General features: G+C 61.7%; 23 protein-coding genes. 12 read left to right on the top strand and 11 right to left on the bottom strand.

Going from position 1 to position 18,999, the window contains the following annotated elements; translation table 11 throughout:
• Positions 1–143 precede the first annotated feature (143 nt).
• Positions 144–365, bottom strand: coding sequence for a 50S ribosomal protein L31 (gene rpmE / locus J2046_RS26220; RefSeq protein WP_037156051.1), 222 nt, complete (start codon positions 363–365; stop codon positions 144–146).
• A gap of 185 nt (positions 366–550) precedes the next feature.
• On the opposite strand from rpmE, the gene J2046_RS26215 reads away from it, so the two are divergent.
• On the top strand, positions 551–2,347 hold the full coding sequence (locus J2046_RS26215; protein ID WP_210056836.1) for an ABC transporter transmembrane domain-containing protein: 1,797 nt from the start codon (positions 551–553) through the stop codon (positions 2,345–2,347).
• Between the two features lie 23 nt (positions 2,348–2,370).
• Here the strand turns inward: J2046_RS26215 and J2046_RS26210 are convergent, their stop codons facing one another.
• The 7 genes from J2046_RS26210 to J2046_RS26180 form a co-directional block, all read right to left on the bottom strand.
• On the bottom strand, positions 2,371–2,589 hold the full coding sequence (locus J2046_RS26210; RefSeq protein WP_210056834.1) for a hypothetical protein: 219 nt from the start codon (positions 2,587–2,589) through the stop codon (positions 2,371–2,373).
• A gap of 5 nt (positions 2,590–2,594) precedes the next feature.
• A complete protein-coding gene (locus J2046_RS26205; RefSeq protein WP_210056832.1) occupies positions 2,595–3,626 on the bottom strand; it encodes a peptidoglycan -binding protein in 1,032 nt (343 codons plus the stop codon).
• Positions 3,627–3,629: 3 nt separating this feature from the next.
• On the bottom strand, positions 3,630–4,673 hold the full coding sequence (locus J2046_RS26200) for a hypothetical protein (RefSeq protein ID WP_037156035.1): 1,044 nt from the start codon (positions 4,671–4,673) through the stop codon (positions 3,630–3,632).
• Between the two features lie 123 nt (positions 4,674–4,796).
• On the bottom strand, positions 4,797–5,597 hold the full coding sequence (locus J2046_RS26195) for an inositol monophosphatase family protein (RefSeq protein WP_210056830.1): 801 nt from the start codon (positions 5,595–5,597) through the stop codon (positions 4,797–4,799).
• A 184-nt stretch (positions 5,598–5,781) separates the two neighbouring features.
• Positions 5,782–7,050 carry an MgtC/SapB family protein gene (locus J2046_RS26190; protein WP_210056828.1) on the bottom strand — a complete coding sequence of 423 codons (1,269 nt, stop codon included), beginning with the start codon at positions 7,048–7,050 and terminating at the stop codon, positions 5,782–5,784.
• 134 nt (positions 7,051–7,184) lie between these two features.
• Complete coding sequence (locus J2046_RS26185; RefSeq protein ID WP_233470297.1) at positions 7,185–8,330, bottom strand: tetratricopeptide repeat protein; 1,146 nt, start codon at positions 8,328–8,330, stop codon at positions 7,185–7,187.
• Positions 8,330–8,983, bottom strand: a complete 654-nt coding sequence (locus J2046_RS26180; protein WP_210056826.1) for a thiamine phosphate synthase — start codon at positions 8,981–8,983, stop codon at positions 8,330–8,332. Before J2046_RS26180 ends, J2046_RS26185 begins: the two co-directional genes overlap by 1 nt.
• Positions 8,984–9,092: 109 nt before the next feature.
• Between J2046_RS26180 and J2046_RS26175 the strand changes: the two genes are divergently transcribed.
• Positions 9,093–9,863, top strand: a complete 771-nt coding sequence (locus tag J2046_RS26175; protein WP_210056824.1) for a sulfite exporter TauE/SafE family protein — start codon at positions 9,093–9,095, stop codon at positions 9,861–9,863.
• A gap of 107 nt (positions 9,864–9,970) precedes the next feature.
• A complete protein-coding gene (locus tag J2046_RS26170) occupies positions 9,971–10,234 on the top strand; it encodes an ArsR/SmtB family transcription factor (RefSeq protein ID WP_037156018.1) in 264 nt (87 codons plus the stop codon).
• Between the two features lie 145 nt (positions 10,235–10,379).
• Here J2046_RS26170 and J2046_RS26165 read toward each other — a convergent pair whose 3' ends face one another.
• Positions 10,380–10,556, bottom strand: a complete 177-nt coding sequence (locus J2046_RS26165) for a YdcH family protein (RefSeq protein WP_210056822.1) — start codon at positions 10,554–10,556, stop codon at positions 10,380–10,382.
• A 230-nt stretch (positions 10,557–10,786) separates the two neighbouring features.
• Here J2046_RS26165 and J2046_RS26160 point away from each other — a divergent pair, with 230 nt between their 5' ends.
• From J2046_RS26160 to J2046_RS26135, 6 genes are all read left to right on the top strand, one after another.
• Positions 10,787–10,990, top strand: coding sequence for a YdcH family protein (locus J2046_RS26160; RefSeq protein ID WP_037156012.1), 204 nt, complete (start codon positions 10,787–10,789; stop codon positions 10,988–10,990).
• A 13-nt stretch (positions 10,991–11,003) separates the two neighbouring features.
• Positions 11,004–11,501 (top strand): 5-(carboxyamino)imidazole ribonucleotide mutase, encoded by a 498-nt coding sequence (gene purE, locus J2046_RS26155; RefSeq protein WP_210056853.1) that lies wholly within the window; start codon positions 11,004–11,006, stop codon positions 11,499–11,501.
• Complete coding sequence (locus J2046_RS26150; RefSeq protein WP_210056820.1) at positions 11,498–12,568, top strand: 5-(carboxyamino)imidazole ribonucleotide synthase; 1,071 nt, start codon at positions 11,498–11,500, stop codon at positions 12,566–12,568. The genes purE and J2046_RS26150 overlap by 4 nt, the downstream gene beginning before the upstream one ends.
• A gap of 127 nt (positions 12,569–12,695) precedes the next feature.
• Positions 12,696–12,821, top strand: a complete 126-nt coding sequence (gene ykgO / locus J2046_RS26145) for a type B 50S ribosomal protein L36 (RefSeq protein WP_006726873.1) — start codon at positions 12,696–12,698, stop codon at positions 12,819–12,821.
• Positions 12,822–12,918: 97 nt separating this feature from the next.
• The gene (locus J2046_RS26140; RefSeq protein ID WP_210056818.1) at positions 12,919–13,542 is read left to right on the top strand and encodes a tetratricopeptide repeat protein; all 624 of its coding nucleotides are present in this window, start codon (positions 12,919–12,921) and stop codon (positions 13,540–13,542) included.
• Positions 13,543–13,903: 361 nt separating this feature from the next.
• A complete protein-coding gene (locus J2046_RS26135) occupies positions 13,904–15,214 on the top strand; it encodes an MFS family transporter (RefSeq protein ID WP_210056816.1) in 1,311 nt (436 codons plus the stop codon).
• A 138-nt stretch (positions 15,215–15,352) separates the two neighbouring features.
• Here J2046_RS26135 and pyk read toward each other — a convergent pair whose 3' ends face one another.
• Positions 15,353–16,792 carry a pyruvate kinase gene (gene pyk / locus J2046_RS26130; protein WP_210056815.1) on the bottom strand — a complete coding sequence of 480 codons (1,440 nt, stop codon included), beginning with the start codon at positions 16,790–16,792 and terminating at the stop codon, positions 15,353–15,355.
• The gene (locus J2046_RS26125; RefSeq protein ID WP_210056813.1) at positions 16,792–17,265 is read right to left on the bottom strand and encodes a DUF1036 domain-containing protein; all 474 of its coding nucleotides are present in this window, start codon (positions 17,263–17,265) and stop codon (positions 16,792–16,794) included. The genes pyk and J2046_RS26125 overlap by 1 nt, the downstream gene beginning before the upstream one ends.
• 198 nt (positions 17,266–17,463) lie before the next feature.
• Here J2046_RS26125 and J2046_RS26120 point away from each other — a divergent pair, with 198 nt between their 5' ends.
• The 3 genes from J2046_RS26120 (at position 17,464) to J2046_RS26110 (ending at position 18,947) form a co-directional block, all read left to right on the top strand.
• Entirely contained in the window at positions 17,464–18,255 is a 792-nt protein-coding gene (locus tag J2046_RS26120; RefSeq protein WP_210056811.1) for an N-formylglutamate amidohydrolase, read from the top strand.
• Positions 18,256–18,278: 23 nt separating this feature from the next.
• Positions 18,279–18,587 (top strand): DUF1244 domain-containing protein, encoded by a 309-nt coding sequence (locus tag J2046_RS26115; RefSeq protein ID WP_210056809.1) that lies wholly within the window; start codon positions 18,279–18,281, stop codon positions 18,585–18,587.
• An 87-nt stretch (positions 18,588–18,674) separates the two neighbouring features.
• On the top strand, positions 18,675–18,947 hold the full coding sequence (locus J2046_RS26110) for a DUF2312 domain-containing protein (protein ID WP_037155993.1): 273 nt from the start codon (positions 18,675–18,677) through the stop codon (positions 18,945–18,947).
• Positions 18,948–18,999: the final 52 nt, after the last annotated feature.

Here is an 18,999-nt window from a genome sequence, read left to right as displayed (position 1 = left end):
CTTGCGCAGTTGCGCTTCACTTCGCTCGTCATGACCAGCTTACGGTGGGACTTCCACCCACAAGAGTGCGCCCATGCTGGGCGCACAAACAAAAAAGCCCGGCTTTCGCCAGGCTCTTCGTTTGGTCTGTTCGATCGAGCGAATTAGAGGCCGAGGCCGCCGAAACGCTTGTTGAACTTCGAGACGCGGCCACCGCGGTCCATGAGCTGCTGGTTGCCGCCGGTCCAGGCCGGATGGGACCTGGGATCGATTTCAAGGTTCATGGTTGCACCTTCCGAACCCCAGGTGGAGCGGGTCTCGTATTCGGTACCGTCGGTCATGACCACCTTGATCATGTGGTAGTCGGGATGGATGTCAGCCTTCATGTCGATAATCCTGCTCTTGCGAGGTCCATTTGTCGCAATTGCGAGCGAGAACCCTCTTTAATAAATGAAGCCGCAGACCGGCCCGGTCACGGCTTCCCAATTCGATGCGGAGCCTATACAGGAAGGTTGCCGGAAGTACAAGTACCCGCGCGCCTTGAAAAGTGCCACGATATCCGAGGGAAAAATTGGCCGAAGCCCGAGAAAATCAACCGAGAAGCAAGGCTTTAAGACCGCTTGCAAGGCTCGTTCCCTATCTCGCCCGCTACAGGTCGATGGTCGCAGCCGCCACCTTTTTCCTTGTATTGGCCGCCGCCACGACGCTTGCCCTGCCGCTGGCCGTGCGCCGCATGGTCGACCACGGCTTCGCCTCTTCCGACGGCAACTTCATCAACAACTATTTCGGCATGCTGCTGGCGCTCGCAGCCCTCCTCGCGATCGCCAGCGCCATGCGCTATTACTACGTCATCACCATTGGCGAGCGTGTCGTCGCGGATTTGCGCCGCGAAGTCTTCTCCCACATCATCAGGCTTTCGCCATCCTTCTACGACGTCAACCAGTCCGGCGAAATCGTCTCGCGCCTGACGGCCGACACGACGCAGATCAAGTCCGCCTTCGGTTCGGCCGCTTCCCAGGCCTTGCGCAATACCATCCTCTGTCTCGGGGCGATGGCGATGATGATCTATACGAGCCCAAAACTTTCCGCTCTGGTGCTCGGCGCAATCCCGCTGATCGTCTTTCCGCTGGTCGGCTTCGGCCGTTCGGTCAGGAGACGCTCCCGCGCCGCTCAGGATACGCTTGCCGAAACCTCCGCCTTCGCGGCAGAGACGATCGGCGCCACCCGCACCGTCCAGGCCTTCGGTGGCGAGACAACTGCAAGCGGCCGTTATGGCGGTGCGGTCGAAAAGGCTTACGACGCCGCCCGCGTGGCGATCAAGGCCCGCGCGCTTCTCACCGGCTTCGGTATTCTCCTCGTTTTCGGCAGCGTTGTCGGCGTGCTCTGGTACGGTGCGCAGAGCGTGCTGTCCGGTACGCTGACGGCCGGCACGCTTGGGCAGTTCGTACTTTATTCGGTGATCGCCGCAAGCTCGCTCGGCCAGCTCTCGGAGGTCTGGGGCGAGCTTTCGGCCGCCGGAGGCGCGGCGGAACGGCTTACGGAATTGCTGCACGAGGTGCCTGCAATCCGCGACCCGGAAAATCCCGTCGCTCTCCCCTCCCCTTCGCGCGGCGAGGTCGAATTCCAGGATGTCTCCTTCGCCTATCCCGCCCGCGTCAGCGCGATCACGCTGAACTCGCTTTCCTTTCGCGTGAAGCCCGGCGAGACAGTCGCTATCGTCGGCCCCTCCGGCGCCGGGAAGAGCACCATTTTTTCGCTACTGATACGCTTCTATGATCCCTCTACCGGCACAGTGAAACTCGACGGGGTCGATCTGAGGTGGGCAAATCTCTCCGATCTCCGGTCCCGGCTTGCCATCGTGCCGCAGGACGTGACGATCTTCGCGGCCTCGATCCACGACAACATCGCCTTCGGCGTGCCGAATGCCACGCGCGAGGCCGTCCGCGCCGCTGCGATCGCCGCCCAGGCGGACGAATTCATCGGCAAGCTCGACCAGGGCTACGATACGCTTGCCGGCGAGCGCGGCATCACGTTGTCCGGCGGCCAGCGCCAGCGCATCGCCATCGCCCGCGCCATTTTGAAGGATGCGCCGGTCCTGCTTCTCGACGAAGCCACCTCGGCGCTGGATGCCGAAAGCGAAACGCTGGTGCAGAAGGCGCTCGACGGGCTGATGCAGAACCGCACGACGCTGGTCATCGCCCATCGGCTTGCAACGGTGCTGAAAGCCGACCGCATTCTGGTCATGGAGGACGGGCAGATCGTCGAGGAAGGCACGCACCAGAGCCTGATCGCCAAGGGCGGGCTTTACGCCAAGCTCGCCCGGCTGCAATTCCACGACATCGAACGGCAGAGTGCCACAGCGCTCTGAATAGAGGAAATCCTCCTCCTCAGTCATTCTGCGCGCGTAAACGTCCATTTCACGACATATTTGCCGTTGCGCTTCAGCTTGGTCTTGATGCGCATCTCGACTGGTCCTCCGAGCGCGGCTTCGGCACCCTCGAAGGCCTGCCGGGCTTCGGCCATCGCCTTGTGATAGGCGCTGTTGTCTCGTCTCGGACTATCCGCGACCGCCTTCATCAGCGCGGCCATGTCCGGCCTGTCTTCGTCCATGAGTTTTACCGCTCCGTCAGCTTCAGCTCGATGCGGCGGTTCTGCGACTTGGCCTCCGGCGTATCCCCCTGCGCAATCGGCTGGAATTCGCCGAAGCCCGCAGCCACCAGGCGGTTGGCCGCCACGCCCTTGGAGATGAGGTATTTCACGACGGACGTGGCGCGGGCGGAGGAGAGTTCCCAGTTGTCGCGATAGCGGCCGGTGCCGGAAAGCGGCGAGTTGTCCGTGTGACCGTCGACGCGCAGCACCCAGTTGATTTCCGCCGGGATTTCCTTGGCAAGATCGAGAAGTGCGGCGGCAAGCTTGTCCATCTCCACACGGCCGGCATCGTCAAGCTCGCTGCCGCCCACCGGGAAAAGCACTTCCGACTGGAAGACGAAACGGTCACCGACGATGCGGATATTCTCTCTGTCGGAGAGAATTTCGCGCAATCGGCCGAAAAAGTCGGATCGATAGCGGTTGAGTTCCTGCACGCGCTGCGCCAGCGCCACATTGAGCCGCCGGCCGAGATCGGAGATCTGCGCCTGGGAAGCCTGGTCCTTCGCCTCGGAAGCCTGCAGCGCCGCCTCCACGGCCGCGATCTGGGCCCGGAGGGCAGCGATCTGCTGATTGAGGAGCTCGACCTGGCTCGCGGCACGCGCACTCAACTGCTGTTCCTGGTTGAGCCGGCTCGTAAGCTCGCCGATCCGGGTATTGGCCGCTTCGCTGCTGCCGGCACCCTGGTTCAGCAGCTCTTGAAGCCGCGAACGCTCGCTTTCCGAGGCGGCGAGCGAGGATTGCAAGGTGGCAAGCTGATCCTCGAAGTCCTGGCTGTTGTTCTTTTCCAGCGCCAGAAGCTCTGTCAGTTCGGCGATCTGGCTGTTCAGCCGGTTCAATGCTTCGTCGCGGCCGGAAATCTCCCGGCTGAGCAGGAACTGCGCCAGCACGAAGACGGTGAGCAGGAACATGATGGCAAGCAGGAGCGTGGAAAGCGCATCCACAAAGCCTGGCCAGTAGTCGACACCTCGCTCACGACGGCGATTCTTGGCGAGCGCCATCGCTTACTTCCCTCCGATCTTGTCGGAAAGCCGGTCAAGTGTGCGGCGCAGGGCTCTTGCCTCTTCCTGCTGCGCCTCGATCCAGTCACGCAGCATCTGCTGCTCGTTGCGCATGTTCTTGACGAGGCCCTGGATGCCTTCGGCGAGATTGGCCATGGCGGAAAGCGAGCGATCGCTGTGCTGCCCGTCCGGCAATTTTAACTGCGCGGACGCAAGCGCCCGGAGCTGCTCGGTCAGCGCGCGGATATCTTCCGACGAACCGTGGGCGATCGTCTCCGCCACGGCCGGCAGGTCTGACCCGACATCCGTCACCGAAGAGAGCCAGTTCTCGAGCTCCGTATAGAAGCGGTTCTGGGCGCGCCCGGCCTGCAGGTCCAGGAAACCGAGGATCAGCGAGCCGGAAAGGCCGAGCAGCGACGACGAGAATGCCGTGCCCATGCCGGCGAGCGGTTGCGAAAGGCCGCTCTTGATGGCGGCCAGGATATCATTCGAATCGCCGGAATTCGGATCGAGTGCCCCGATCACGTTGCTGATCGAGCCGATCGTGCCGATAAGGCCCCAGAACGTGCCGAGCAGTCCGAGGAAGACGAGCAGTCCGATGAGATAACGCGACGTATCGCGCGATTCGTCGAGGCGCGTGCCGATCGAATCGAGGATCGACCGGAAGGCCGCGGTCGAAAGCGCCATCCTGCGGCGGCTGCCGATCAGCGTGCGCATCGGCGCAAGCAGCCTGGGTTCGCGCCCGACCTTGTCGGCGCTGCCGGCCGCGCGGAAGGAATTGAACCAGCGCACTTCCGGAACGAGGCCAATCACCTGGTTGAAAACCAGGACGATGCCGATCAGCAGAACGCCGAGAATCAACCCGTTGAGGCCCGGATTGGTTTGGAAGGCATGCGCGGCCTGGCGGTAGAGAATCGAGGCGACGAATCCGACGATGATCAGGAAGATCACCATGGTCCACAGGAAGGACGCCGGATTGGAAAGTTTGTAGGCATAGCCGCCGCGCGTTTCAGACTCGTCCAGATCGTCCAGTCTCGCATTCGCCATGATATGCCCTTGCCTCCGGTACTCTTCCGCGCCGGAGGCTAGTGTAAAATTGCGACGAATTGAAGTGCGGAAGCTGGTGATACCTCCCCTTTAATTCGGCTCTATGGCCGTAACACCAGAGACTTACCGCGTCGGAACAGGCCGGTTTGCAACTTCGAGCAATGCCTTCTGGATCAGTTCGTTGCCGGCGACGATATTGCCGCTGCCGAAAATATCCGTCGTGCCTTTCATGTCGCTGACGAAACCGCCCGCCTCACGGATGAGGACGATGCCGGCCGCCATGTCCCAAGGCGAGAGGTCGGTCTCCCAGAACCCGTCCAGCCGGCCGGCGGCGACATAGGCGAGATCGAGCGCAGCCGCGCCGAGACGACGAATGCCGGCGACCTCCCCCATGACATGGCGGAGTTCGACGAGGAACTTGCCGTGATTGCCGCGACCGAGATGCGGCACGCCGCAGCCGACGACGCAATCAGAGAGCGCGCGGCGGGCGGCGACCCGGATGCGACGATCGTTCAGGAATGCCCCGCCGCCCCTTTCGGCGGTGAAGAGCTCGTCTGTCGCCGGATTGAAGACGACGCCGGCGACGACCTCGCCGTTGCGTTCCAGTGCGATCGATACGGCGAACTGCGGAATGCCGTGCAGGAAGTTGGTGGTGCCGTCGAGCGGATCGACGATCCAGCGATGCGCACCGTCCGTACCTTTCACCTCCTCGCTTTCCTCACCGAGGAAGCCGTAGGTGGGGCGAGCTTTCATCAGTTCGTCGTGGACGATCTTTTCCGCCTTCAGATCCGCCTGCGAAACGAAATCGCTAGGCCCCTTCACCGAAACCTGCAGGTTCTGCACCTCGCCGAAATCCCTGGCGAGCGACTTACCTGCCTTGAGGGCAGCCTGAACCATGACGTTGAGAAGGGCGGAGCGAGCCATGCGGGAAGTCCTTGAGGGGTCCCGAATTGCATCTGAACGGGACTGCGTTTTTTGAGATTTTCTTGATGGGCGGCTTCAAGACCACAAAACCGCGAGAAATTCAAGCCATCCACCGCAGAGCGGACTATTGTTGCCACCAATCGTGTCCGTAAAGCGGTGCTCTTTCGATATTGCCTGCGGTCTTCTAAACCGCATCCTGCAGCCAATCCGCGATCAGGCCGGCGGAGACCGAAAGCAGCGTCGCCATCCAGAGATGGACCGCAAAGCCCCGGCTGCCGAAGATCGTGGCGTAGACCGCCTTGACTACCATGTTGACGAGCACGCCGATGCCTATGGCGCGGGCGGCGAGCTTCGGATCGAGCGCCGGCAACATGCCTGCCACCGTGACCGTCGTGGCATCCACATCGGCGAGTGCGGAAAGCGCCGAGGCGACGATGAGACCCGTATCGCCGAAATAAAGGGTCGCTGCCCGGGCCAGAAAGGCCACGGCCGCAAGCAGGGCCGCCATCCTGGCAATTGCCGGAAGCTCGAACGGATTGGCCGGGGAATGCCCGTCATCCATCGACTTTTGGCGGGACGAAAGAAAGAACGCATAAGCCAGCATCAGCACGGCGCCGACGCCGATCGGTAGAAGAAGACCAGGCAGCAAGCTGACCGCCAGCGTGCCGATCAGGAACGCGGTCCGCAACAGCGACACGGCGCCGGCACTGATGGCCCCTGCCGCAAGCGATGTCGGGTCTGCGCCCTGGCGGCTGCGCCTGGCAAACGCGACGGTCGTGCCGGTCGAGGAGACGAGGCCGCCAATCCCGCCCGCCACCACATCGCCCCGGGAAGTACCAAGCAACCGGACCGCGATATAACCGGCAAAGGAGATCGAGGCGAGGGTGATGACCAACAGCACGAGGCTTCTGGGCGAAATACCTCCGAACGGTCCGACCGGCTCGGCCGGAATGATCGGCAGAAGCACGAAGGTCATGGCGAGCAGGATCACTGCCGAGCGCAGTTCCACCCATTGCAGGCGCCGGATCGCCCCGTGCAGGAATTCGCGACTGGCAAGAAGCGTGACGAGCGCTGCTCCGGCGGCAGATGCCAGCACCATGTCGCCCGTGACGGCAAGCACGCCGAGACCGAAGGTGAGGATCGCGGTAATGACCGAAGTGGCGCTGAAGCTTTGCTCGGCGATGGCTTCGCGCAGTTCGAACATGGTCATGACAACCGTCAAGGCGATGAGAAAACCGATGGTCACGATGCCCGGATAGACGGACGTCGGAGCGAGGCTTCGCTCGATCAGGCCTGCAATGCCGCCGAGCATGCCGATCATCGTGAAAGTTCGGATGCCGGCCGTGCGGGCGCCCGCCGGTTCGTCCCGTTCGCGCCAGTGCCGCTCCACACCGATCGCGGCACCGATGGCTATCGCCAGCCCGACACGTTCGAAAAGCTCGATATTGTCCAAATCCGTTCCCGTCCCCTGCCGACCGCCCCGGCGGTTGCACCGATCGGCCTTGGCCGGCCCTTCGCTCACGCTCCGGGCGTTCGTCGCTGAAATCGATCACCGGATCGATTTCTCCGGCTGCGCCGGACCGCTCCTCACCCCCTGCGAAACTTGTTGGCTGCCTCGATCGCCTGTTTCTGCTGCTCTTCATTGATGCCGAGGTAGAAGTCCTCGAGCTCCGGATCCTGCAGACCGGCGCGGCGCGACAGAACGTACCATTTGGCCGCCTCGACCGGATTGGGCCGGGTGCCGAGCGCGTTGATATAAAGATGCGCGAGCTTGTTCTGGGCGACGACATTGCCGCGATGGGCGGCGATCCGCATCCATTCGAAACCCTTGTCGTAGTCCCGCGGTCCCCCTACCCCGTTCACGAGCCAGAGCCCCATATCAAGCTGTGCGGTATCGTACCCGGCTTCGGCGGCGCGCTCCAGCCATTCGCGGGCCTTCGCCTTTTTCTCCGCCGGCATGTCCTTCAGCGTCACATAGAGCTGCGCCACGGCATATTGCGCGTCCGCCACCCCCTGCATGGCAGCTCTTTCATAGAAGGGCAACGCCAGATGCAGGCCGTTTTCACCCGGATTATCCGAAACGAGAATCTGCGCCCAGTTGAACTGCGCCGACGAATTGCCGGCTTCTGCAGCCTTGCGCATGAATTCGTCGGCTTGCTTCTTGTCGCGCGGGACATCGCGACCCGCCATCAGAAGCAGCGCATACTGGAACATGGCAGCGGGATCGCCACCTTCCGCAGCCTGTTTGTACCAGAACGTCGCCGTTTTGGCGTCGCGCTTGATACCCAGACCTTTGGTCATCATTTCGGCGACGAGCGTCTGCGCCGCAGCATCCCCCTTACCCGCACGTGTCAGCGCCTTATCGAGAGCTGTCACGTAAAGACCGCGCTGATAGGCGCCATAGGCCTCGTCGATGGGGCCGTTATAGGGCTTTTCAGGCGGGACGGGCGGCAGGGTCGCCCCCATGCGCTGATAGAGCTCCACGCCACCGGAAGGTACGATACCGTCCGGCTGGCCCTGCCCCTCGGCTTTGCTCGCTGGTGCATCCGAATCTGCCTGCGTCTCGACCCGGTCCTTCTTCATCTGCTGGGCATCGGGCTCTACGGGACGTGTGACGGCCCTGGTGTCCACCTGTGCGAAGGCGACGGAGGACAAAACCGCCGATGCGAGAAGGCTCGCCAGCAGCCCATTCAGAATCGCGCGAGAAGTTCGGTTCGACGGCATGGGCCTCATCAAGCCTCAAACCGTGGCGCTTTTTCGTCCAGGGTCGCGTTGACTTCGGCGACCACCGCTCCGGCGCCCCTGGGATTGCCAAAAACTGCAGCGCGGAGCGCCACGAATTCGGCGCCGGTCTCGGCGACCGCAAGCGCCGACGCGGGATCATTGCCGCCCACGACGATGCAGGGAATTTCCACCATCGAGGCCCACCATTCGCCAAGCGCAAGGTTCTTGGGATGCGCCTCCGGTTTGATGTCGCCGTCAAGCTTGCCGAAGAAGATGTAGTCGGGACGCAATTCGCCGATCTCCAGCGCCTGATGGCGATCCGCCGCCCCGCCGGCGCCAACGATGAGCTTCGGCACGAATTTCTCGATCGCTTCCTCAAGCTCGGCGGGGGAGCCGGCTATGTGCAAGCCGTCGGCCTTGACCCGGCCGGCAACACGACTGTCGCCCGCGATCAAGGCCGCCGCGCCAGCCGCCTGGATGATCGGCACCAATGTCTCGGCACGCTTCTGGAAAGCCTGATCGTCGAGGCCGTATTGCGGCAGGATCACCGAGGCGACGTCGCCGCCCGAAAGCGCCTCTTCAAGCTCCTTCGCCTGGCGGGCGGCATCATCATAGTCCGGTACAATAAGCACAAGGCGGCAGCGATCTTCCGGTCCGGTCATGTTTTTTCCATTCGGCGGATGGCGCCAATCGCAAATCCGCACTCGTTTTCTGTCCGTAAATTCGATAGACCGGACCGATTGAAGGATCAACCGCCCCGCCCCGGAACGAATGCCTGATACGCTGACCCTCGCCTTTTTCGCAGCCGCCATTCCTGCCGTTATGCTCGTCGGTCTCTCGAAAGGGGGGATAGGCGGCGCGATCGGCCTCATGGGCGTACCCCTCATGTCCATGGCGGTGGACCCGGTCAAGGCGGCGGCGATCTTCCTGCCGATCCTGATCCTCATGGACATCGTGGCCCTGTGGTCCTGGCGGAACTACAACGATTCCAAGACACTCTTGATGATCCTGCCGGGCGGCATCATCGGTATTGCGCTCGGCTGGGCGACTTCCACCTATGTATCGGACGACGCGCTTCGTCTTGTCATCGCCGTGGCGACCATCCTCTTCACGGTCCGTTATTTCTGGCAGGTCTACGGCCCGCACTCGAACAGGCCCGCAGCGCCGCTGCCGCACCGTCCGGTTGCCGCCACTTTCTGGGGGGCGCTTTCCGGTTATGCGAGTTTCGTCGCCCATGCCGGCGGCCCGCCTTTCCAGATCTATGTCCTGCCGATGGGGCTGGACCCGAAATCCTACACCGGCGCCAGCATCCGTTTCTTCGCGATCGTCAACGCCGTGAAGGTCATTCCCTATTTCTTCCTCGGGGCACTGGACAGGGAAAACCTGACGATCTCCGCGACGCTTCTGCCAATAGCGCTGCTGGCGACCATAGCAGGTGCGGCGGTCGTCAAGCATCTGAAGGCCGAGATCTTCTATCCCATGACCTATGGCCTGGCCTTTCTCGCCGGATTGAAACTGCTCTGGGACGGCCTGCCGCTGTAAGCGCGAGCACAACATCGTTAAATAAGCAACGCAGCATATAGTGTCATTTATTGCTGCATCGCACAATAAATCTTGCCGTTACCATGCGTTTACCGTAAGTTTGACATATGACAACAACAGTTGACCCTTTTGCAGCCATAGCTGACCCGAACCGGCGGTATCTGCTGGAGGAATTGCGGCGTTCTCCGAAGACGGTCAACGAACTGGCCCAGGGCCTGCCGATCAGCCGGCCTGCAGTGTCGCAACATCTGAAAGCCCTGCTCGACAGCAACCTTGTCAGCGTAACGGCAGAAGGCACGCGGCGCATCTATGCCGTCAACAGCAAGGGTTTCGACAGGCTCAATCTGTGGCTGGATCAGTTCTGGTCGTGACCTAAGATTTGCAAGTCACCTGTTTTAGGGTCGTCGACCACGACCAGAACTTCATTTTCATACTGTCTGGATTGTTTTGCCGCTTCCTGAGATGCCTCTTAGTTGATCCTAACACGAGGCAGCGGCCAGTTCTCCCATTGAAAGATTAGTGACGCGTAGAGGCTTTGAGCCGTTGCATTTTGTCTTTAATGCGCAGCTTGCGCCGCTTGATGTCAGCAATTTGACGATCATCGGAAGAGGGGGACGCCAGAATGGTTTGGAGCTCCTCCTCCAGAGCGCCGTGCTTCTTTTCAAGCGATGCGATATGAGCCTGGACGGTCATGTGGCATGTTCCTTCCTTGGTCACCTGCCCCGGCTTCACCCTTGGCCGAGGCTTCAGGTTTACGACGGAAGTGTGACACGATCGACCCCATTTGTCGAAGGAGAAATCGTGGTTTGAACAAGGCAAATTCGTGACAGCGGCTAACTTCCAGTTAACGCGGTTTGGTGGTAGAGGCTTGCGGACATTGCCGGCGACCACAAAAATGCCGGGTATGAAAATGGGGACCGAAAATGGCTGATCAGGAACAGGCGGATATCCGGCTGGCGCTCGCGAAACTCCGTCAGGAGCACGAAGATTACGACGCTGCCATCAACGCCATGATTGAGGTCGGCTGTGACGCGCTCCGAATTCAGCGCATGAAGAAGAAGAAGCTGGCGATCAAGGACAAGATGAGCCAGCTTGAAGACCAGATCATCCCCGACATCATTGCTTGAGGGAGGCATCATGCTGGCAGAAAGACCACCCGTCGCCATAATTATGGGAAGCCAGTCCGACTGGGAGACCATGAAGAACGCCGCCGATACGCTGGAGGCGCTCGACATCGGTTATGAGGCCCGGATCATTTCCGCGCATCGTACACCCGAACGGATGATGGAGTTTGCCAAAACCGCCCGCGCCGAAGGTTTTCAGGTCATCATCGCGGGCGCCGGCGGCGCAGCTCATCTCCCCGGCATGACCGCCGCCATGACGCCGCTGCCGGTCTTCGGCGTGCCGGTGCAGTCCAAGGCGCTGTCGGGCCAGGACAGCCTCCTGTCGATCGTGCAGATGCCCGCGGGCATCCCGGTCGGAACGCTGGCGATCGGCAAGGCCGGAGCGATCAATGCCGCACTGCTTGCTGCGGCGGTCCTGGCACTCAATGACGACGAGGTCGCCGACCGTCTCGACGAGTGGCGCGCCCGCCAGACGGCCGCCGTTGCAGATTACCCGATAGACGAGGTTCCATGACGGTCCACACGATCGGCATCATCGGCGGCGGACAGCTCGGCCGCATGCTGGCCATTGCCGCAGCGCGGCTCAACTTCCGCACGATCATTCTGGAGCCGCAGGCCGACTGTCCGGCAGCGCAGGTGGCGAGTGCCCAGATCATTGCAGCTTACGATGATCCGGCAGCGCTTGCCGAGCTCGCCAACCGCTGCGACGTCGTCACCTACGAATTCGAGAACGTTCCGGTTCTGGCCGCCGAAACCCTGCAGCTTTCCGTGCCTGTTCATCCGCCGGGCAAGGCGCTGGAGGTCGCGCAGGACCGCGTCACCGAAAAGAGCTTCCTCAATGCCTGCGGCATCGAGACCGCAAGGTTCCACGCCGTCGACAGCCAAGCCGACCTCGAAAAGGCGCTCGCGAATTTCGGCGGCAAGGGCGTCCTGAAGACCCGCCGGCTCGGCTATGACGGCAAGGGCCAGCGCGTCTTCCGCTCGGCTGCGGACAACCCGGCCGGCGCCTATCACGATCTGGGCGGCGTGCCGCTTATTCTCGAAAGTTTCGTACCGTTCGAGCGCGAGGTGTCGATCATCGCCGCCCGCGGCCAGGATGGCGCCACCGCCTGCTACGATCCGGCCGAGAACGTCCATCGGAACGGCATCCTGCATACTTCCACCCTCCCCGCACGCATCTCCGATGCCACGGCGCAGGTCGCCCGCGACTCGGCGGAGAAGTTGCTTGCCGCGCTCGATTATGTCGGCGTCATCGGCATCGAGTTTTTCGTGATGGCGGATGGGACCCTGATTGCCAACGAGATCGCGCCGCGCGTCCACAATTCCGGCCACTGGACGGAAGCCGCCTGTGTCGTTTCGCAGTTCGAGCAGCATGTCCGTGCCGTTGCCGGACTGCCCCTCGGCGATCCTGCACGTCACACGGACTGCGTGATGACCAACCTGATCGGCGACGACATTCTCGACGTTCCCGCCTGGCTGGCGAAGAAGAATGTGCTCGTTCATCTTTATGGCAAGACGGAATCCCGCCCCGGCCGAAAAATGGGCCATGTGACCGAGCTTAAAACACTGCCGCAAGGTTGACATGCGCCCGGGCTCGGGTTATCTGCACGCCCAACTTGAGAGCGCGCCCCCTCCAAGATAAAGGCGGCGCGCTTTTGATTGATGAGGACAAGCGGCTTTCGAGCCCACAGACTGCTGGACCAGAACAATGAAGATCAAGAACTCGCTCAAGGCGCTGAAGGCCCGTCACCGCGATAACCGCCTGGTTCGCCGCAAGGGCCGCATTTACATCATCAACAAGCAGAACCCGCGCTTCAAGGCTCGTCAGGGCTGATACGGCTCCGGTCCCGGATATCCCGCGGACCGATCAAATTGTCGATAGCGCGACAAATCGGGTTTGACCTTGAGCGCATGCGGATTACCTTATCCGCATGCGCTATTTTCGTTTCAGCTCTCTGATTCTGGCCGCGACTTTCGTCGCCTCCTCGACACTCGCCCAGACGGCAACGCCTGCTCCGCCTGCCGTCGCCCCGCAGCAGGCAAATCCCGCCATTCCCACATCGGCTTCGCAACCGGCCAATCCGCTCGATCCGCTGTTCGAGGCGCTGAAGCGCGAACGCGATCCGGATAAGGCGCGCGGCATCGCCACCCAGATCATGACCGACATGAACGATTCGGGGAGCGCCACGGTCAATCTCCTGATGCAGTGGGCCGCGACCGCTATCAAGGAGAAGCGCAATGCCGCCGCACTCGATTTCCTCGACCAGGTGACCCTCCTCGATCCTGCCTATCCCGAGGGCTGGAACCGCCGTGCGACGCTGCACTACACCATGGGCAACACGCGCAAATCCATGGCCGACATCGCCGAGGTGCTGAAGCACGAACCGCGCCATTTCGGCGCGATCGCCGGCATGGCGGGCATCCTGATGGAAGCAGGCAAGGATGAGCTCGCCCTGAAGGCCTGGGAAGATTACCTCGCCATCTACCCCGCTGATCGGGAGGCGCAGGAAGCGGTAACGAAACTCTCCGAGAAGATCGCCGGCAACCGGACGTAAACTATCTATAACGGCATGTCCCGGCCGCGTCCGAGCGCCGGATCCCCCGCCTCGGAGAAAGCGAAGGCGTGATCTCGCATCGCCGCCGGCATTGCAATTCCGTGCGATATGTGAACAACGCACAATTACCGCACAAGTCGTTTGACGTTTACGTAGCTGTCGCATTATTTCAGCGCATCTTGCCGATCTCACCCATTGGCACAGCAATTATCCATGCAGGGGCCGGCGGTTTCACAGGTCCCGATTTCACAAAACCATCAGCTGCTGCCGCGGCGTCTCCTTGACAACGCCGGGAAGGCGTTTGCGGGAAAGTCATTGTTTATCGGTAACCCAACGGAGGGACTATATGTGGAAAAAAGACATGAACCAGATGGCGCCCGTCCACGATGAGCATGACACGCGCCGGCGCATCTTTGCCATCGTTGGCAGCGCCTCAGGCAATCTGGTGGAATGGTACGATTTCTACGTCTATTCCTTTTGCGCGCTCTATTTCGCGTCGGAGTTCTTTCCCGCCGGGGACAGTACGACCCAACTCCTGAATGCCGCCGCCGTCTTCGCTGCCGGCTTCCTGATGCGCCCGATCGGCGGCTGGCTCTTCGGCCGCATCGCCGACAAGCTCGGACGGCGCACATCGATGCTGATTTCGGTGACGATGATGTGCCTCGGCTCCTTCATCATCGCGGTACTGCCGACCTACCAGACGATCGGCGTTCTCGCGCCCATCCTGCTCCTCCTGGTGCGTCTGCTGCAGGGGCTTTCCGTCGGCGGCGAATACGGCACGACGGCCACCTATATGAGCGAGGTGGCGCTTGCCGGACGGCGCGGCTTCTTCGGTTCGTTCCAGTATGTGACGCTGATCGGTGGCCAGCTTCTCGCAGTCCTTGTCCTCGTCATCCTGCAGCAGTTCCTGAACGAGGCCGAACTGAAGGCCTGGGGCTGGCGCATTCCTTTCGCGATCGGCGGCGTCGCTGCCATCGTCGCACTCTTCCTGCGCCGCTCGCTGCACGAGACCTCGACCGAGGCGACGCGCGGCAAGAAAGAGGCAGGCACTCTTGCAGGCATCTTCAGGCATCACAGGAAGGCGTTCTTCACCGTCGTCGGCTATACGGCGGGCGGATCGCTGATCTTCTACACCTTCACCACCTACATGCAGAAATACCTCGTCAATACGGCGGGCATGAGCAAGGAAACCGCCAGCACCACCATGACAGCCGTGCTTTTCGTCTACATGCTGCTGCAGCCTGTCTTCGGCGCTCTTTCCGACCGGATCGGGCGGCGAAATTCCATGCTTCTCTGGGGCGCGCTGTCGATCGTCACCACCGTGCCGCTGCTGACGGCGATCGGTCAGGTGACGAGCAGCACGCTGGCTTTCGTGCTTATCACCACGGCGCTCGCCATCGTCAGCATCTACACCTCGATCAGCGGGCTGGTGAAGGCAGAAATGTTCCCGGCGGAAGTGCGCGCGCTCGGCGTCGGCCTTGCCTACGCCATCGGCAATGCGCTCTTCGGCGGGACGGCGGAATATGTGGCGCTCTGGTTCAAGTCGATCGGCCACGAAAGCTGGTTCTTCTGGTACGTCACTGTCATGATGGTGATCGCCTTTACCGCCGCGGTCATCATGCCTGACGCCCGCAAGAAGGGCTACCTGCAAGGGCATGGCATGGTCGACTGAGGCCGTCCTGACCATCGTAGACAAGAACGACGCCGCCTTTCGGGGCGGCTTTTCATGCGCACGAACGAGAAACCCGCCGGGTCGCCCCGGCGGGTTTCTCTTGAACAGGATCTGCGTGAAAACAGCGACCGGACCCGTTTAGATGCCCGTCTGGCCGTCGGAGCCGATATAGGCGATGCGCAGCATGTTGGTGGCACCGGGCGTACCGAGCGGCACGCCGGCCGAGATGATGATCCGATCGCCCGGATTTCCAAACCCTTCGGACACGACGATGCGGCAGGCGCGGTTCACCATGTCGTCGAGGTCGATCGCATCATGCGTGACCACGCAATGCATGCCCCAGACCACGGAAAGCCGGCGTGCCGTCTGGACGATCGGCGACAGCGCGATGATCGGCACCTGCGGGCGCTCGCGCGAGGCACGCAGCCCCGTCGTACCCGACGAGGTATAGGTGACGATGGCCGAAAGCCTGAGCGTTTCGGCGATCTGGCGGGCGGCAAGCGAGATGGCGTCTGCACCGGTCGCCTCGGGCGTGGCGCGTTGCGCGTAGATGATGCTGGGGAAAAGCGGGTCCTGTTCGACCTCTCGGGCGATCGACGCCATCATCGAGACGGCTTCGACCGGATACTGGCCGGACGCCGATTCCGCCGACAGCATGACCGCATCCGCGCCTTCGAAGACGGCGATGGACACGTCCGAGACTTCCGCGCGGGTCGGCACCGGCGAGGAAATCATCGATTCCAGCATCTGGGTCGCGACGACGACCGGCTTGCCGGCCCGGCGACAGGCGCGCGTGAGCTGCTTCTGGATGCCTGGCACGGTTTCGATCGGCATTTCGACACCGAGGTCGCCGCGCGCCACCATGACCGCATCGGAAAGCTCGATGATCTCGTCGATACGCTCGAGGGCTTGGGGCTTCTCGATCTTCGACATGATACCGACGCGACCGCGGGCGATCTTGCGCACTTCGGCAAGGTCGTCGGGACGCTGAACAAAGGAAAGCGCGACCCAGTCGACATCATCGGTTGCCAGCACCGCATCGAGATCGACCCGGTCCTTGTCGGTGAGCGCACCGACGCCAAGCAGCGTATCTGGAAGGCTGACGCCCTTGCGGTCGGAAATGCTGGTGCCGGCGATCACCGTGCAGACGATGCTTTTTCCATCGGCCTTCTCAGCCTTCAGCGCGAGCTTGCCGTCATCGATCAACAGGCGGTGACCTGGCTTCACGGCTTCGAGGATTTCCGGATGCGGCAGGAAGACACGGGTCTCGTCGCCAGGCTCGTCGCGGTTGTCGAGTGTGAAGGTCTGGCCGGGCGTCAGCGTCACCTTGCCGGCGGCGAACTTGCCGACACGCAACTTCGGGCCTTGCAGATCGCAGAGGATGCCGATCGGCCGGCCGCATTTGGCCTCGACGGAGCGGATGCGGGAAATCAGCGTGCGCATCAGGTCATGGCTGGCATGGCTCATGTTGATGCGGAAGAGATCGGCCCCCGCCTCGTGCAACTTCTGGATCATCGCCTCCTCGGAGGAAGCCGGTCCAAGCGTCGCGAGGATCTTTACTTTGCGGTTGCGCCTCATCAATTCTGGCCTTCTTGTGTGCCGGGCGCATCCGAAAGCTGGACCATCCAGCTCCCCTGACGGCCCGTGTCATATTCCTTGAAGCCCATGCGCTGGAAGCCACGGGCGAAACAATCGTTGACGCCGACGATCTTGAACTCGTTCTCCGCGACGCACATGTTGACATTGCCAGCCCAGCGGCCGCCGCGGGCCGCATCCTCGGCATAAAGATAGTAGTAGCGCGACTGCAGCTCGCCCTCGATCAGCGTGGCGCAGGTAGAGGCCGGCACCTGCCACCAGCCTTCCGTGGTCCAGCCCTCGGCAGCGCGATAGCCGATCGCTACGCCGACAAGGTTCTGGGTGCCGTTGCAGACGCGGAAATCCGCATGCGCGGCGCCCGCCGCAAAGAGCGGCACACCGACGGCCACAATGGCGACGAGCGCGGGAACTGAAACGAGAGAACGAAGATAGGCTGTGGGGGATTTTTTCGACACGGTTTCCGTCAGGACTCCATGATTATTCGTGAAGCACTTTCTTCGCGCGGCATAGTCTGAAAGTCAACGAAAGTCTAATCGATTAAGCAACCTTCACACCGCCAATCGTCATCTTCGACGGGCGGCGGACGGCTTGCGCCGGACGCCTCACCGTGTCATCAACCCAATCTCCGCAACGACCTCTATTTCCCACGCCCGATGCAGGACTTCATTCCTTTCGAGATCATAGAAGGCGATTATGACAGCGGCATGGTGCTGCTGGCCGACCATGCCATGAACTGCCTGCCCGCCGCCTATGGCAGCCTCGGCCTGCCGGAAAGCGCGTTTCACCGACACATTGCCTTCGATATCGGCATCGAGGGACTGACGCGCAGGCTGGCCGCCATGCTGAACGTCCCCGCCGTCCTGAGCTGCTTTTCCCGCCTGCTGATCGATCCGAACCGCGGCGAAGACGATCCGACACTGATCATGAAGATTTCCGACGGCGCGATCATTCCCGGCAATCACCCGATCACGGAAGCCGAATGGGACTTTCGTCTAGACAATTATCACCGGCCCTATCATCGCGCAGTCGAACGGACGGTCGCCAAGGCGGGTGCCCCCGGCCGTGCGCCGCTCGTGCTCTCGCTGCATTCCTTTACGCCTTTCTGGAAAGGCACGCCCCGCCCCTGGCACGCGGCAGTTCTCTGGGACAGCGACCATCGCGCCGTACTCCCCTTTCTTGAACTTCTGCGCCAATCGGGGGATATCGAGGTCGGCGACAACGAGCCCTATGACGGCGCACTGAAGGGCGATACGATGTACCGGCATTGCATGATGTCCGGCACGCCGCATGCTCTCCTCGAAGTGCGGCAGGACCTGATCGGCGACGAAGCCGGGGTCGCGGCCTGGGCGGAAAGGCTGGAGCCGATCTTCAAGACCCTCAATACCGACCCCACATTGCACGAGTACAAGATCTTTCCGTCACGCACGGGCCCCTATCCCGGTTGATACGAACATCAGGAGACGATCCGATGACCGAGCTCACCAAGGAACAGCAGACCGAATTCGAGGCAGCGGCCTTCCGCCGTCTCGTCCGGCATTTGCGCGAGCGCGCCGATGTGCAGAACATCGACCTGATGAATCTCGCGGGCTTCTGCCGCAACTGCCTCTCTAACTGGTATCGCGATGCGGCCAGCGAGGCGGGTGTCGATCTTTCCAAGGACGCATCCCGGGAAATCGTCTACGGCATGCCTTACGAAGACTGGAAGAATCTGCACCAGACGGAATCGACCGATGCTCAAAAAGCCGCATTCGACATCAACAAGCCCGCCCATGGTTGATCGATGGGCGGATTTGGCTTGACCTCGGTCTCTCTTTTCGGCAGTTGACGACCACTCATTCATATTTTCTACGATCAGGAGGCCCCGATGTCTGATGCTCATGGCGTCGCCCGCGACCAACTCCGCGCATTTGTCGAGCGCATCGAAAGACTGGAAGAAGAAAAGAAGACGATCGCCGACGACATCAAGGACGTCTATGGCGAAGCCAAGTCCATGGGCTTCGACACCAAGATCCTCAAGAAAGTCATCGCGCTTCGCAAGAAGGACGATCAGGAACGCATGGAAGAGGACCTGATCCTCGACACTTACCTGGCTGCGCTCGGCATGATCGAAAGCCCACCGGACCAGGATGCCGCCTGATTTTTGCTCGCCATAAGGCCATGAAAAACCCGCCGGAACGGCGGGTTTTCTG

It is taken from the genome of Neorhizobium petrolearium, assembly GCF_017873175.1.
GTDB lineage: Bacteria > Pseudomonadota > Alphaproteobacteria > Rhizobiales > Rhizobiaceae > Neorhizobium > Neorhizobium petrolearium.
This window is presented reverse-complemented; position numbering and strand designations above follow the sequence as displayed.

What these genes read in the sequence shown, in the direction of transcription:
- rpmE (WP_037156051.1), bottom strand. Translation starts at nt 365, where the DNA reads ATGAAGGCTGACATCCATCCCGACTACCACATGATCAAGGTGGTCATG.
- J2046_RS26210 (WP_210056834.1), bottom strand. Translation starts at nt 2,589, where the DNA reads ATGGACGAAGACAGGCCGGACATGGCCGCGCTGATGAAGGCGGTCGCG.
- J2046_RS26205 (WP_210056832.1), bottom strand. Translation starts at nt 3,626, where the DNA reads ATGGCGCTCGCCAAGAATCGCCGTCGTGAGCGAGGTGTCGACTACTGG.
- J2046_RS26200 (WP_037156035.1), bottom strand. Translation starts at nt 4,673, where the DNA reads ATGGCGAATGCGAGACTGGACGATCTGGACGAGTCTGAAACGCGCGGC.
- J2046_RS26195 (WP_210056830.1), bottom strand. Translation starts at nt 5,597, where the DNA reads ATGGCTCGCTCCGCCCTTCTCAACGTCATGGTTCAGGCTGCCCTCAAG.
- J2046_RS26185 (WP_233470297.1), bottom strand. Translation starts at nt 8,330, where the DNA reads ATGAGGCCCATGCCGTCGAACCGAACTTCTCGCGCGATTCTGAATGGG.
- J2046_RS26180 (WP_210056826.1), bottom strand. Translation starts at nt 8,983, where the DNA reads ATGACCGGACCGGAAGATCGCTGCCGCCTTGTGCTTATTGTACCGGAC.
- J2046_RS26175 (WP_210056824.1), top strand. Translation starts at nt 9,093, where the DNA reads ATGCCTGATACGCTGACCCTCGCCTTTTTCGCAGCCGCCATTCCTGCC.
- J2046_RS26170 (WP_037156018.1), top strand. Translation starts at nt 9,971, where the DNA reads ATGACAACAACAGTTGACCCTTTTGCAGCCATAGCTGACCCGAACCGG.
- J2046_RS26165 (WP_210056822.1), bottom strand. Translation starts at nt 10,556, where the DNA reads ATGACCGTCCAGGCTCATATCGCATCGCTTGAAAAGAAGCACGGCGCT.
- J2046_RS26160 (WP_037156012.1), top strand. Translation starts at nt 10,787, where the DNA reads ATGGCTGATCAGGAACAGGCGGATATCCGGCTGGCGCTCGCGAAACTC.
- J2046_RS26150 (WP_210056820.1), top strand. Translation starts at nt 11,498, where the DNA reads ATGACGGTCCACACGATCGGCATCATCGGCGGCGGACAGCTCGGCCGC.
- ykgO (WP_006726873.1), top strand. Translation starts at nt 12,696, where the DNA reads ATGAAGATCAAGAACTCGCTCAAGGCGCTGAAGGCCCGTCACCGCGAT.
- J2046_RS26140 (WP_210056818.1), top strand. Translation starts at nt 12,919, where the DNA reads ATGCGCTATTTTCGTTTCAGCTCTCTGATTCTGGCCGCGACTTTCGTC.
- J2046_RS26135 (WP_210056816.1), top strand. Translation starts at nt 13,904, where the DNA reads ATGAACCAGATGGCGCCCGTCCACGATGAGCATGACACGCGCCGGCGC.
- pyk (WP_210056815.1), bottom strand. Translation starts at nt 16,792, where the DNA reads ATGAGGCGCAACCGCAAAGTAAAGATCCTCGCGACGCTTGGACCGGCT.
- J2046_RS26120 (WP_210056811.1), top strand. Translation starts at nt 17,464, where the DNA reads ATGCAGGACTTCATTCCTTTCGAGATCATAGAAGGCGATTATGACAGC.
- J2046_RS26115 (WP_210056809.1), top strand. Translation starts at nt 18,279, where the DNA reads ATGACCGAGCTCACCAAGGAACAGCAGACCGAATTCGAGGCAGCGGCC.
- J2046_RS26110 (WP_037155993.1), top strand. Translation starts at nt 18,675, where the DNA reads ATGTCTGATGCTCATGGCGTCGCCCGCGACCAACTCCGCGCATTTGTC.